This is a genomic window from Pseudovibrio sp. FO-BEG1 (assembly GCF_000236645.1).
Classification (GTDB): domain Bacteria; phylum Pseudomonadota; class Alphaproteobacteria; order Rhizobiales; family Stappiaceae; genus Pseudovibrio.
In genome coordinates, this window is sequence record NC_016642.1 from 4,555,441 (window position 1) to 4,569,974 (window position 14,534).

Annotated in this window: 10 protein-coding genes; 8 read left to right on the forward strand and 2 right to left on the reverse strand. The window is 53.8% G+C overall.

What is annotated here, in order from left to right; genetic code table 11:
- Nucleotide 1 precedes the first annotated feature (1 nt).
- The 6 genes from PSE_RS20550 to PSE_RS20575 all read left to right on the forward strand — a co-directional run bounded on the left by PSE_RS20550 (nt 2) and on the right by PSE_RS20575 (nt 5,924).
- On the forward strand, nt 2-604 hold the full coding sequence (locus PSE_RS20550) for a YeeE/YedE thiosulfate transporter family protein (RefSeq protein WP_008548051.1): 603 nt from the start codon (nt 2-4) through the stop codon (nt 602-604).
- A 255-nt stretch (nt 605-859) separates the two neighbouring features.
- Nucleotides 860-1,489 carry a TetR/AcrR family transcriptional regulator gene (locus tag PSE_RS20555; protein WP_008547454.1) on the forward strand — a complete coding sequence of 210 codons (630 nt, stop codon included), beginning with the start codon at nt 860-862 and terminating at the stop codon, nt 1,487-1,489.
- A 53-nt stretch (nt 1,490-1,542) separates the two neighbouring features.
- Nucleotides 1,543-2,562, forward strand: a complete 1,020-nt coding sequence (ilvC, locus tag PSE_RS20560; RefSeq protein WP_008548157.1) for a ketol-acid reductoisomerase — start codon at nt 1,543-1,545, stop codon at nt 2,560-2,562.
- Nucleotides 2,563-2,924: 362 nt separating this feature from the next.
- Entirely contained in the window at nt 2,925-4,130 is a 1,206-nt protein-coding gene (locus tag PSE_RS20565) for an MFS transporter (protein WP_208998002.1), read from the forward strand.
- A 134-nt stretch (nt 4,131-4,264) separates the two neighbouring features.
- Nucleotides 4,265-5,470 carry an MFS transporter gene (locus PSE_RS20570; protein WP_014286569.1) on the forward strand — a complete coding sequence of 402 codons (1,206 nt, stop codon included), beginning with the start codon at nt 4,265-4,267 and terminating at the stop codon, nt 5,468-5,470.
- 13 nt (nt 5,471-5,483) lie between these two features.
- Nucleotides 5,484-5,924 carry a GNAT family N-acetyltransferase gene (locus tag PSE_RS20575; protein WP_008547600.1) on the forward strand — a complete coding sequence of 147 codons (441 nt, stop codon included), beginning with the start codon at nt 5,484-5,486 and terminating at the stop codon, nt 5,922-5,924.
- A gap of 162 nt (nt 5,925-6,086) precedes the next feature.
- On the opposite strand, the gene PSE_RS20580 is transcribed toward PSE_RS20575, so the two are convergent.
- The gene (locus PSE_RS20580) at nt 6,087-9,101 is read right to left on the reverse strand and encodes an SEL1-like repeat protein (RefSeq protein ID WP_014286571.1); all 3,015 of its coding nucleotides are present in this window, start codon (nt 9,099-9,101) and stop codon (nt 6,087-6,089) included.
- Between the two features lie 212 nt (nt 9,102-9,313).
- Here PSE_RS20580 and PSE_RS20585 point away from each other — a divergent pair, with 212 nt between their 5' ends.
- Nucleotides 9,314-11,359, forward strand: a complete 2,046-nt coding sequence (locus PSE_RS20585) for an alkyl/aryl-sulfatase (RefSeq protein ID WP_014286572.1) — start codon at nt 9,314-9,316, stop codon at nt 11,357-11,359.
- A gap of 110 nt (nt 11,360-11,469) precedes the next feature.
- Here the strand turns inward: PSE_RS20585 and PSE_RS20590 are convergent, their stop codons facing one another.
- Nucleotides 11,470-12,948: a tetratricopeptide repeat protein gene (locus PSE_RS20590; RefSeq protein WP_041768725.1), complete on the reverse strand. Its 1,479-nt coding sequence runs from the start codon at nt 12,946-12,948 to the stop codon at nt 11,470-11,472.
- Nucleotides 12,949-13,309: 361 nt separating this feature from the next.
- On the opposite strand from PSE_RS20590, the gene PSE_RS20595 reads away from it, so the two are divergent.
- Entirely contained in the window at nt 13,310-14,407 is a 1,098-nt protein-coding gene (locus PSE_RS20595) for a GNAT family N-acetyltransferase (protein WP_208998003.1), read from the forward strand.
- The last annotated feature ends 127 nt before the right edge of the window (nt 14,408-14,534 follow it).

Below are 14,534 nucleotides of genomic sequence, written 5' to 3' on the forward strand. Positions count from 1 at the left end.
CATGGAAATCTTCTGGCTTGTTATCCTCGGCCTCACCATGGGCATCATCTTCGGCATCGCGCTGGAAAAGTCTCGTGTCATGGAACCCGGCGTACTCATCGGTCAGTTCCTCTTCAAAGACTACACCATGCTCAAGATGTTCCTCGCAGCCACAGCCACCGGCCTAGTCGCCCTTTCCGGCCTGACGGCACTTGGCCTTGCTGAGCTGCATCCAAAGAGCTTTGTTGTCGGCAATATCATCGTCGGCGGCACTATCCTGGGCGTTGGCATCGCTATCGCTGGCGCCTGCCCGGGCACAGTCTTCGCCCAGATTGGCCGCGGCTATAAAGACGCATGGCTCACCGTCATCGGCGGCATCATGGGCGCAGCGTTTTACGGCTACAACAAATCACTCATCGACGGCGCGTTGGACATGGGCAGCTTTGGCAAGATCACCTATGCTGATCTGTTCCCGTCCCTGCCCTTCTGGATGCTCGGTCTCATCACCGCAGCAGCCCTCGTCGTCGTCATGATCGCACTGGAAATGTATCGCCCATGGAAAGTGGATCGCGGCATGGATCAGAACAAGGAAGCATCCGTCAACTCAAACGCGGCGCATGCTTAACTTAAGAGCCCCCAACTGAACTGACTTTGGTTCAGATCAGCAATGCCCCGAAGGAGCACAGACCTTCGGGGCATTTTTTTGCGCGGTTTTGAAAGGATCAAACCAAGCTCACCTAAAGACACCTAATTTTATTGCGTCAACTCTGCATTTCCCCTCACTTTCCTGTTGCATCCATTTCGATTCTGCGCCATAACCGAACCGTACCGTACGGTACAGAAAATCAAACAAGCCAAACCGCTGGAATTAGAACCGCATATGTCCACTGAGCCAGAACAACCAGACTTTACAGACCGCCAGCGCGCGGTGCTGGACAAAGCTTTGGAGCTGCTCGTGGAAGGTGGCGAAAAAGCGCTGACAACAGCTGCGATCGCCCGTGCTGCGGGATGCTCTAAGGAGAGCCTCTACAAGTGGTTTGGAGATCGCGATGGATTGTTGGCCGCAATCGTCACCCGTCAAGCCTCCAAGGTTATTCCGGGTGCTGACCCTGCAGCCAACATGAGCGAAGACGGCCTGCGCGCCGCATTGGAAGAATTTGCCAGAAACCTGCTGGAGACAATCTCCGGTGACGTTTCTCTGGCCCTGAACAGACTTGCCATCGGGCAAGCCAGCAAATCTGAAACCGGTCTTGGCGCCATCCTCGAAAAGAGTGGCCGCGCCCGCATTGGCAGACAGACCACAGCTTTGCTGGAAAAGGGATGCACACTTGGCTACCTGCACTGCGAAGACCCGCAGGAAGCCTACAGCACACTTTACGGGCTGGTTGTTCGCGACCAGCACATCCGCATGCTTCTGGGCGGTACAGCTCAGGCATCGGCAAAAGACTTGGAATTGGCTGCCCAAACAGCAGTCAAACAGTTCATACAGCTCTACGGAGCACGGAATTAGAAACAAACCATACGTGCTTTGGGAAAGGCACGAGGGAAACAAGGGGTAATACCATGCGCGTTTATTACGACCGCGATTGCGATCTGAACCTGATCAAAAACAAGAAAGTCACCATCATTGGCTACGGTTCCCAGGGCCGTGCACACGCAATGAACCTGAAAGACAGCGGTCTGACAGACATCACCATTGCACTGCGCGAAGGTTCCACCACACGTCTGAAAGCAGAAGCAGACGGCTTCACCTGTAAGACCGTTGCAGAAGCTGCAAAAGACGCAGACCTGATGATGATGGCAACTCCTGATGAACTGCAGGCAGACATCTGGAAAGACGAAATCGCAGGCAACATCCGTGACGGCGCTGCAATCGCATTCGCACACGGCCTGAACGTACACTTCGGTCTGATCGAGCCAAAAGCTTCCATCGACGTTCTCATGGTTGCACCAAAAGGCCCAGGCCACACCGTACGTGGTGAATACCAGAAGGGCGGCGGCGTACCATGCCTGATCGCTGTTCACCAGGACGCAACCGGCAACGCAAAAGACCTCGGTCTGGCATACGCTTCCGGCGTTGGCGGCGGTCGCTCCGGCATCATCGAAACCTCCTTCCGCGAAGAGTGTGAAACCGATCTGTTCGGTGAGCAGGCAGTTCTCTGCGGTGGTCTGGTTGAGCTGATCCGCGCAGGCTTTGAGACCCTGACCGAAGCTGGTTACGCACCAGAAATGGCATACTTCGAGTGTCTGCACGAAGTGAAGCTCATCGTAGACCTGATCTACGAAGGCGGCATCGCGAACATGAACTACTCCATCTCCAACACCGCTGAGTGGGGTGAGTACCAGACCGGTCCACGCATCGTGACCTCCGAGACCAAAGCAGAAATGAAGCGCGTCCTGGAAGAAATCCAGAACGGTACCTTCACCTCTGAGTGGATCCAGGAATACAAGGCTGGTGGCGCGAAATTCAAAGCAACCCGCCGCCTGAACGACGAGCACCCAATCGAAGAAGTTGGCGCAAAGCTCCGCGGCATGATGCCTTGGATCTCCGCAGGCCAGCTGGTCGACAAGTCCAAGAACTAAGCACTATCCGACAGAACTGCTCAGCAGTTCCCGGATAAGACAACGCGAAAAGCAAAACTCGAAGCGGTCTGAATGCACAAGCAAATCAAGCTGCTTCGAGGTTGAGCTGGCCCAAAGGCGGCCTTCCAAGTCAACCCTACGGAATGCAACCTTAATCCAGCTCAGCTATACTAAGTCAGCAATAATCAATAATCTTCCAGAGGCTTAGATATACGCGATATCCAGAAAAACCCGGTCCAGAACCGGGTTTTTTTGTGCTTAAAATTGCTCACTTTACACGCATAGCCCATCAGGTAATTTACGTAGTATTAGAACAATTAGCCCGAAACCAATATTTGCAATGTCAGGGCGTGGAGTTTTTCTTGAATCCTATTAGCGGTCCCTTACAAAGACTTGATAAGTTTCCGATTTTATTCTTTGCAGTGATGTTCTTTGGCGCATTTTCAATTGCCTTCGTAATCCCTTTGCTGAGTACTTACATCATTGAAGAATTGGAAGAACCAGCGTTCAACCTTGCGCTGGTCATCGGCGGCTTTTCTTTGGTGTCTCTCGTCACCAACCGCGTCTTTGGTGGGCTCATTGATGCCGGCAATCGGGTCAAGCCGCTGCTCCTCATCAACATCTGCGCCTTCACGCTCCATGCGCTCATCCAGATCGCGGCCCCTTCCTATGTGACCCTCGTCATTCTCGGCATCCCGCTTATCGGCATCAGCGCTGGTGCATTGTCGACCATGTACTCCACGGGCCGCCTGTTTGCAGAACAAACCGGGCGCCATCCGGGCACCTTCAACCTACACATGCGCATCTGCTTGTCATTGGGCTGGGTGTTCGGTCCACCAGTAGCCTTCCTGCTCTATGGCACCTATGGCTTCAGAGAGATCCACTTTGCAGCAGCAGCGTCGGCCTTTATCTGGCTCACTCTCTGCCTGCTGTTCATCCCGGCAACACTCAAAACGCACATCAAGAAGCAAACCCAGCAAAACAGCGCTGCTGATACAGTTCCAGCCATGCTGCTGATCGCCTGCATTCCTGTGTTTGCTTTATCAGCAGCCAACAGCATCTTCTTCTCAGCTGGGCCAGTCTACTTCATCAAAGAAATGGGCTTGCCAGCCTCAGTTCCCGGCTGGGCTGTTGCCACCAAAAGCCTGTTTGAAGTCGTCATCATCTACTTCGCCATTAAGCCGACAGAGCGCATTGGCGAGCGCAACATGATGCTGCTTTCCGGTTTGGGCGCCCTGCTCTTCTTTGCCACGATAACCAGCGCCACCTCCATCAATCAGGTTCTGATGCTTTGCATCATCGAGGGCATGTACTATGGCATTTGTGCCAGCGTTGGCATCACGTTCATCCAGAACTACGCTCGCCACAAACCCGGCATTGCAACCTCGTACTTTGTCAACGCCATCTTCGTTGGTGGGCTGGCCGGCAACATCCTCACGGGTATCGTTGCATCTTATACCAGCTTCCAGAACACGATCCTGAGCAGCGTTGTCCTCGCAGCCTTAGCCACCTTGATCCTGCTAGTGATCAAACCACCACAGAGCGAGCAGCTCGCGCAAACCTCTTAAGCTCACACCCGCGCTGGACAAGCAGGCAAAAGAGCACTCCAACATCTCCTGCTTGCATTTCCTGCAGGGAGATGTATCAATACGTACATCCCCTCGTTTCTCGTAAATCTTTTCCCATCACCCGTGGATTTCCCATGCGCTCTATTTCCGCTGCTCTGGCAATGCTGGATCGCTTTCCCTTTTTGATTCATGCGTACATGCTCATCGGCTCGCTGGCCGTGGCCTGTCTCATCCCGCTTTACAGTTCCTACGTAGTAACAGAGCTGGGCGAACCAGCCTGGAAGCTTGCCATCTACATCGCCAGCTCCACCATTGTGACTTTGTTTTCAAACCGTTACTTCGGCGCGCGCATTGATGCGGGCGCCCGCCTGAAGCCAATTCTGATCCTGTGCACCACGCTGTACATGCTCAACATGGGCCTGCAGTCCGCTATTCCGTCCTACTGGATACTGCTGCTCGGTGTGCCGCTTATGGGGGTCTCCGGTGGAGTGCTCTCCACCATGTTCTCTTTTGGCCGCCTGTTTGCAGAGCAAACCAACCGGGAGCCTGCCAAGTTCAACTCCCACCTGCGCATTTCCATGTCTTTAGGCTGGATGATCGGCACACCGCTGGCCTTCACGCTCTATGGCATCTTTGGTGTCAGCTCCATTTTCCCAACTGCTGGCGTGCTCAGCATTCTGTGGCTGGCCATGGGCGCTATGATCGTTCCGAAAGGCTTCACCACACACCATCCGATAAAAGCCAGCAACGGCGGCGGTATCGAACCCGTGCCGTTTGCGCTCATCTTTGCCTGTCTGCCAATCTTTGCGCTCACCGCTGCCAACACCACCTTTGTGTCAGCAGGGCCAGTCTTCTTCATTGAGGAAATGGGCTTCCCAACCGCAACACCAGGCCTGGCTTTTTCAGTGAAGTGCTTTGTGGAGGTGATTGCGATCTTCTTCGTGGTCAAACCCGCTCAAAAGATCGGGCAGAGAAATGCCATGCTGTTTTCAGCAATGCTCGGCACACTCTTCTTCCTGCTGATCGTTCGGGCAACTGACCCAACACAGGTCTATCTGCTCTGCGCACTGGAAGGGCTCTATTACGGCATCAACGTTGGGCTTGGTCTCACCTTCATCCAATCTTACGCACCGCACAGACCCGGCATCGCCACGGCTTACTACACCAATGCGCTCTTTGCCGGCGGCTTGATTGGCAACATGACCACAGGTACGGTGGCCAGCATCACTTCCTTCGGAAACACGATCCAGTTTTCCGCCCTCCTCACCCTCCTCTCCGCAGGCATCCTCCTGATGATCCGCGCACCCAAACCTGAAACCAGCCTGCAAACATCCTCCTAACTAAGCCATTGAAATGACAGAAATTCTTGAACTTGAAATCTCAACCGATAAGAACAAACTACAGCTGAACAAGATCTACCAGTTTCTTTCAGAGGAAGCCTATTGGAGCAAAGGTCTGCCGAGAGAGACGTTTGACAAAGCCATTGCCAACTCCATCTGCTTTGGCGCCTATCTGGAAAACGGAGAGCAGGTGGCCTTTGCTCGCGTGGTGACTGATCAAGCCACCTTTGCATATCTGGCGGACGTTTTCGTCACCCCGGCCCAGCGCGGCAAAGGCATTTCCAAAAATCTCATGAAAGCGATCGACGCACACCCGGACCTGCAGGGCCTGCGCCGTTTCATGTTAGCCACAGCAGACGCGCATGAGCTTTACAAACAGTTCGGCTTCACCCCATTGAGCACACCAGATCGAATGATGGAGCGCCACAACAAAACGGTCTACCAGACCTCCTAGAAGCACCAGTCCGCACGAATACTCAGTCATTGTTTGCCGGGTGCCAACCACCCGGCAAAAGGCTGATGCCCATGAACTCTATAGCCAGTTCGGGTTTATCAGAATGGATCCCTCAAAACGTCTGATGGTCCGCTTCAACAAAAAACTCGTAAGCCGCTACAGTTAAGAAGACGGATTGCTCAACGTTTTATATCGGCGCGCCCACCGCTTGTGCTCATAGCCATCAGGCTCTTCCTCTGCCCAATACTCAATCAGCAATTCAATCGCCAGCAAGTCTTGCTGCTCAGCCGCACTCGTCAAAATGTCCAAGGCATTCTCACCATAGTTGGCGTCCACTTTTCCGTTGAGGATCAGCCTTGCAACATGGATCTTAAGGGACGGGATTTTGGAGGAAGCAATGCGATACCACATACCCGCTTTGCGATAGTTCTGGTCAACATGGCGCCCTTCTTCATAAAGCTCCGCCAGCTTTCTTTGCGCACTGATGTAACCACTGTTTGCGGAGATCTCCAAAGCCTGCAGGGCTTCTTCAACCTCGGTCTGAGTAGGTGTCTCCTTGGAAAAAACAATATTGGCAAGGGTATATCGTGTTTCTGGAGAATACACCCAGCGATCCGGATCAGAGCGAACCAGTTTCTCTGCCAACTCAACGTTCTTCGGCACTGTTAGACCATAAAGCAGGTTCACTGCTGTCAGATGCTTCCTGTCCCAGTCTCTGCTGGTGCCATCCGTCTTCAGCATCTCATCAACCGTCATCCCACCGGAAAGCTGATGGGTAATCTCGTAGGCTTGCGCAGGACCATGAAGGCCAACTGCCTCCCGCAATATCTCAATGCCTCTTTCATAGTTGCCGGGGAACTCAGAGCCAAAGATGTACTTCCTTGCAAGATCCAGTTGCGCCTGTAAAAGACCAGCATTTGCCGCAACAGTGTATAGGCGTTCCTGCAGTTTTAAGTCCTGATCAATCCGGCTGTATTCCAGATCCTTCGCGGCCTCCAGCGCCACAACAGCATCCCCATTCAGCCCCTGAACCTGACGCCAATGGGCCAACTTATCTGGCCGCTCACCATCAGGGGGATTGTTCTCAAAGATCCAGACCAGTCGCTTTGCAGCATAGTGGCTCCCAAGGTCCGCCGCTTTGCTAAACCACTTAACGGCGTGCTCCACTGCATTGTCCTGCTCAGGGCTCACCTCGTCGTAGTACGCCCCCATGTAGACGTAGGCATCTGAGTAGCCATCCTTCACGAGTTCCTGCAGCAACTGCTTTGCCGCCTCAACATCCTTGTGTTTGTCCGATGAGAACAAGTAGATGCTGGCAAGTTCAAGCTTGGCAGCTTGACTGCCTTTTTCCATCGCAGCTTTATAGGCTGCAACATGCTCATCCTGTTTTAAATCCAGAATGTCAGCTTCATCTTCCATACGAACAAGGTGGAAGCGTGCTTCTGAGTTGATCTCGATAGTTTCCCTGTAAAGGCGTTTGGCACGGGCTTTGTTCCGCGGTCCACCAAGACCATCTTCTTCCAAAAACGCCAGATCAATCTTCACATCCTCAATACCGGCGGCAAGTGCTGCATCGTACCAATACCGCGCTTCTGCATAATCTGCCCTTGCGCCCAGCGCATAGTGATAGTGGAAGCCAAGATAATCGTAGGCGCTTTTGCTGCCGCCACGCGTTGCTTCATGGAACATCTTCAACGAGCGGGAATAGTCCTGTTCTGCGCCATCCCCGTAATAGGAAATCATACCAAGACGATAGGCAGCAAAGGTGCTTCCTCCTTCTCGCCCGACCTCATATAGCTCTATCGCTTTCTGATCATCTTTCTCAACACCCAGCCCTTGCTGGTAAAGAAACGCTAGATCCGCATTCGCGTTGGTATACCCCTCCGCAATCGCGTCTTCGTAGTACTGCCGAGCCTTCAGGTAATCTTTCTCAACGCCAAGGCCCTCATCATAAACATTCCCCAGCCGCACCAGCGCCAGTGAAGACCCCACCTCCACCGCTTGCAGATAATACTCCCGCGCCTTGGCATGATCAGTCTCAACGCCGTAACCATCGCGGAAGCAATCCCCCAGTCCAACCATGCCAGACCGGGCACCACGCAGAACGCTCTCCTCATAGAGCGCAATCACTTCCTCAGGTGTGCTGTCCTCAGGCGTCAAATACCTCTTGAGATAGGCAAGGTATCCCGAAGCGGTCCCATTCCCGCGCTTACGGGCAAGCTGGTAATACTCCGCGGCCTTCCCATAATTGGGTTCCCCGAGCGTACCTTTCTCGTAAAGCTCACCAATCCTCACCAGCGAGTAAGAGGAGCCCCATTCGGCAGCCAGCTCAAAATACTCAACCGCTTTGGCAACATCCTTGGGAACGTCGCGCCCTTCCAGATAGATATCCGCTAAATCGCTAGCAGCGCCGGGAGAGGAATGTCCCAGCTCTTCCTCCAGCAGGCTAAGCACACGCTCAATATCAACCTCACCCAGATGCCCGTCATAGATTAGCTCAGCCAGTCGGGAGCCTGCCACATCACTTCCGGCCTCCCGGCCACGCTCGTAATACTCAGCAGCTTTTTCGTAATCCGGAGAGCCATCCAAGATCCCCTCCTTGGCAAAGTCACCAAAAAAATCCAGCGCCACATAATACTCAAGAGCGGCAAGCTGTCTCAGGATCTTCAGACCATAGGCGACATCCTTGCGAACGCCTTCGCCATCCACATAGAGCCGCCCCAGCTGCGCCTGTGCCCAGTCATCCCCCAGTTGCGCAGCTTCAAAGTAAAGCTCCGCCGCCCGCTCAGGATCAGGCACCACGAAGTGTCCGCGCTCATAGATAATCGCCAGCAGGACACTGGCATCAACGTGTTGCTGTTCAACCGCTTTCGTCAGCCAGTAATGCGCTTGCTCGTAGTCCAGCGCTACGCCGTCTCCCAGCCAGAACGACTCTCCCAGCTGGTACTGCGCATTCACATCGCCCTGCTCTGCCCGCAGCCGCAGCTCATCAAAGTCGATGCTCTCCACTTTACTGCGATGCTCTTCCAGAACGGAGCGCTTATAGCCACGCTGTTCCAGCACCTCACGCAACCCCGCTGCACGTTCCTGTTCTGCATAGGGAGCCGCACAGACGCCTTGCGCAAAACCCATGCAGACATTGGTCAGGAGAAAGGCAGAAAGAACGCGCGAAATCATTGAAACAGCACCTTTAAATATAACTAGGCAATCATTCACTCCCCTCAAATCGGAAGTCAATCAAAACCACGCAACCCCTAAACGTAATAACCCAAGGTTGCAGCATGCGATTAGGCCTTCAGCAACCAAAAACCTCATTTCAAACACTGGTTGAGCCTCCCCCTTAACTGCAACGCGATAAGGAAAAGGCAACTCTACTCCGGAGGTCGGGAATGACGCTCAACAAAACCAAAAAATCCTTTGCCCGCCAAATCCTATGCACGACCCTTGGTGTCAGCGTGGCCTGGTCCCTGTCCCTCACAGCAACCATGGCTGCAACTGTCACCAACCCAGCAACGCGCTTCACAGGTGAGATCTACGAGAACATCTTAAAGCAGCTGCCCTTTGCTGATGAGGAAGACTTCAAGGATGCACAGGCTGGCTATCTCGCCCCTCTGCCTGATGGCGGTGTGGTGAAGAATGCCAAGGGCGAGATCGTCTACGACCTCTCCAAGTTCGATTTCATCATGCAGGGCTCGATCGCCCCGGAAACCGTCAACCCAAGCCTCTGGCGCCAGTCTCAGCTCATCTTGCTCAGCGGCTTCTTTCAGGTGTCAGAGCGTATCTTCCAGGTCCGTGCGGCAGACCTGTCCAACATCACCTTCATTGAAGGTGACGAAGGCATTATCATCGTGGATCCGCTGATCTCCGAGGAAACCGCTCGTTACGCTCTGGAGCTCTACTACGAGCAACGTGGCAAGAAGCCGGTCAAAGCCATCATCTACACCCACAGCCATGTGGACCACTTCGGCGGCGTGCGCGGCGTGGTGGATGAGCAGGACGTGATCAACGGCAAAGTAAAGATCTACGCGCCAGAAGGCTTCATGGAACACGCCGTCTCGGAAAACGTGATGGCCGGTAACGCCATGAGCAGACGCGCCTCCTACATGTACGGCAACCTGCTGCCTCATTCCCCGCAAGGACAAGTGGGCTCAGGCCTCGGCCCAACCACATCGACCGGCACCGTCACTCTCATTCCGCCAACGGACATCATCAAGGACAACGGCGAGACCCACACCATCGACGGCCTCACCTTCGATTTCTGGATGGCGCAGGATTCTGAAGCCCCTTCTGAGTTCTTCTTCTACATTCCAGAGCTCAAAGCCCTGTGCACCGCTGAAGATGCCACCCATACAATGCACAACACATACTCATTGCGTGGCGCAAAACTGAGAGATCCTCTGGGTTGGTCCAAATACATCAATGAGGCCATCTACAAGTACGGCAAGGATGTAGAGATCCTCTTTGCCCCGCACCATTGGCATCTGTCAGGCAATGACAAGATTATGGAGCACCTGCGCAACCAACGCGATCTCTACCGTTACATCAACGATCAGCCGCTGCGCTTGGCAAACCATGGCTTCCGCATGACGGAGATAGCAGAGATACTGGAAGTGCCGGAAACCCTGCAGCACGACTGGAGTGCACGCGGCTATTACGGTTCGTTCAACCACAACGTCAAATCCACCTACGTGCGCTATCTCGGCTGGTTCAACGGCAACCCGGCCACCCTGCACGAGTATCCGGAACGCATCTCTGGCCCCAAATACGTTGAGTTCATGGGCGGTCCGGCCGTCCTTCTGCAAAAAGCGCAGGAATCCTATGATGAAGGCGATTATCGCTGGGTCGTGGAAGTGCTCAACCACCTGGTCTTCGCTCAACCGGACAACAAGGACGCGGCTAAACTGCAGGCAGATGCACTGGAGCAGCTCGGCTATCAGGCAGAATCTGGCCCATGGCGCAACTTCTATCTATCAGGCGCTCAGGAACTGCGCAGTGGCATCGAAGACTTGCCTGCTGTCGACACCGCCAGCCCCGATATCATCCGCTCCATGGATATCGATCTGCTGTTCGACTATGCGGCCATGCGCCTGAACAACACCAAGGCTGGCAACCAGCAAATCAAACTGAATTGGGTCTTCCCGGACACAGATCAGAAGTACGCGATGGAACTGCAGAACGCAGCGCTCAGCCACATCGAAGGCTATCAGCTGGAGAATGCAGACGCGACCGTCACCATGGACAGAAGCACCCTCGACAACATCATGCTTGGCATGGAAACCTTTGAAGAAGCGATCCAATCCGGCATGATCTCAGTTGATGGAGAAGCCTCCAAGCTCACCGATTTGCTCGGCATGCTGGATACCTTTGACTTCTGGTTCAACATCGTTCGCCCAGTGCCCTTGGACAAAGCCAATCAGGGCGGTACCAGCAAATAACATTCACCTCTCCCGATGAAGCAAAAGAGCCGGTTTGAAACCGGCTCTTTTTGTCTTTGCTTCTGCGTATCTTTATCTGAAAACCGGCTACCACTTTTCAGCGATACGCTTTAGTTATGGGGCTGGGTTCGCAATCGCCATTCAAGCTGGTTGAGCGCCCGCTCCGCATCCCGATAGCCCTGCTCTGCCGCCATCTTATAAAAATCACGAGCCTTCACCAGATTGCGGTCCATACATCGCCCGCTCTCATGGCAATAACCCAGCAGATAAAAAGCTTCCGGCACGCCTTTGGAAGCTGCAAGCAAAAACATCCGCGCCGCTTCACTCGGGTTCGGCTCCTCATCAAAGCCCTGTAAATAGACTTTGCCCAGCAGCACATCCCCTACCGGCTCCCCGCGCTCGGATGCTTCCCGGAACAGATCCTTGGCCCGCTCAATATCCTGCGGCACACCGCGCCCATTGAGATAGAGCAGCCCCGCATTGGTCAGCGCGAACGGAAACCTAGCTGAGGACGCCGTATAAAACTCCAGTGCCAACTCGTAGGATTGCGGAACCCCACGGCCATTTTCATAGAGCACACCAAGATCATTCAATGCCTGCGCATTGCCCTGCTTGGCAGCGGCTTTGTAGAGACCAATGGCTTTCTTTAGGTTCGGCTTCGTTCCTTGCCCAAGCAGATAAAACCGCCCCAGAGCAAACTGTGACCGGGCCAAACCACGCTTTGCCGCTCGCTCATAATGATAAAACGCCAGCTCCAGATCTCGCTGAACGCCAACTCCATCCTCATAAAGCGTGCCGAGATAATGGTTCCCCAGCAGGTGCCCTGCATCCGCCGCAACACGGTAATGACGAATGGCCGCCATCAGATCAGCCTTCCCGCCATCGCCATTCTCAAGCAGCTCGCCCAATGGCACATGCGCATCAATGGAACCCAGTGCAATCGCCTTTTTATAAAGCGCACGAGAGCGCATCGCATCCCGCTCAACACCAACACCATCACGATAAAGGCCAGCAAGGTTCTCGATACCCTGCATCAGCCCGGCCATGGCAGCGCCTTTCACCCAGTAAAAGGCCAGCTTCGGGTCACGGGTGACACCAATGCCGTGCAGATACAAAAGGCCCAGATTGTTCTGCGCCCAGGCATCTCCCCAATCCGCCGCAAGCTGATACAGCTCCCGCGCTTTCACGGGGTCAGCTTCACCATGTTTCCCCTGTCGGTAGATTTCGCCCAGATTGTTGTAAGCCGCAGCAAGCCCCATCTCGCCCGCTCGCTCATAAAGCTCCATGGCAACCGGCAAATCACGCGGCACCCCATGGCCCATCTCATGCGCAACAGCCAGTCCAAAGACAGCCTGCGCATTGCCCGCAAGGGCCTCTGCACTCAGTGAGTTGATGAGCGCACTCTTGGACATTTCTGCCCGGGTGGAACGATGGATCTTCCCCGCCCTGTTATGCAGCAGCGTCAAACCACCAACGCCTTTGGTCAGCAGTAGTTCCTTTTCACTCCCGGTCGCCTGCCAGCTCACAGCATAAGCAGGCAGCCCTTTGGCAACCGCAAGCAAGCATAGGAGTGAAACCAGAATGCGCATGAGAACCTTCTCAACTGTGATTGTCACGGGTCACAAAGAGCGTCATGCGATAAGGGCAATCAGGGTCTGCCTGCCCGGTAAGCTCTTGTCAGCCAACGAACCTCATGCAAGTAGTTAATCGTTAATCTTTTCGGGTTGGGTATCCTTCAAATCGCGTTGGTCACTTGAAACCATTTCCTCTTTTGGGCCACTATTGGCTGGTTGTTTCAACTAGACCGAAAAGAAGACTGGCGAATCCAGAGCCACGACTTCCTCGGGCACTAATGCTTTTCGTCATAAGTTGTTTTTTGGAGAACCAAGAAGAATGCATTGCCAAATGCGCCCGGCTGAAAAAAGCCAAGCCATTGCTCTCACAAACATAATGCACACAGCCAAAGGCCACTGGGGCTATGATCCTCAGGACATGCAGGAGTTCCGCGACCACTGGAAGATCACACCGGAAATGATCGACAAAGATCCGATCCTTGTGATCTCAGAGGAAGATCATCCCATCGGTTTTGCTCGTGTTCTCAAAGAAAGCACGGAGGTCGCGCTGCTCGATTGTCTGTTTGTGTTGCCAGAGGCACACGGAAAAGGCCACGGCGCATGGCTGTTGGAAGGCGCAGAGGAAATTGCCAAACGCATGCAATGCACGCAGCTGCGCCTTGAATCAGATGCAAACGCTGCTCCGTTCTATGCTCACCACGGCTATCACAGCACCAGCAACAGACCGAGTGCCTTTCAAGGCGCTGGCCCGATTGAGCACATGCAGAAGGATCTCACACCTCAGATCCACAAGGTCTCCGAAATTGACCTGAAGCTCGATATGGCCGCCACCTGGGACTTTGCGACCAACAACAGCGAAGCAATCAAGGCCAACTGGCAGACCCTAATCTCTGACAATCCGGATCTTTGGGATGGCAAAGTCCTGTCACTCTATCAGTACTCCTTTGACAACGCCCAGTTCACTGGCGAACTGGTAGAGATCAACTACTCCGAATTTCTGGCGTGGCGCGACTGGGGCTTCCCAGACAGAAGTGCAAAGAACCTGTTCGGCTGCGCTGTGCTGCGCTCCAGAGAAGGTCACTTGGTCTTTGGCAAAATGGCTGGCAACACTGCAACCGCTGGTCAGGTTTACCCACCAGGTGGAAATCTTGATCTCAATGATATCACTCCCTCCGGTGAGGTGGATATCTTCGGCTCCATTGCTCGTGAGCTGGAAGAAGAAACCGGTCTCACACTCGATCAGGGTGATCTGGGTGAGGTGCTCGCCATTGAAGATGGACCACGGCTGGCCATTGCCCGTATTTTAACATTGCAACTCAGCTCAGACGAAATCCTTTCAAAAATCTCACATTTCAACGCAAACCAGGAAAAACCTGAGTTGGAAGAAGCAGTTATCATTACATCACCGGAGGATCTTAAGGCCTATAGCGTGCCACCTTATGCAATCGCGCTCACCGCACATCTGTTAAATTAACGAGCTATATTCATTTGCAGACTTGTATTTGGTGCCAAAACAATCTTGAGTAGCGCTCAAGCTAACATTTTTCGCATGCTGGGCTCATGCTCCAAGGCCATCAGCCCAGCACCAAACTGAGATAATT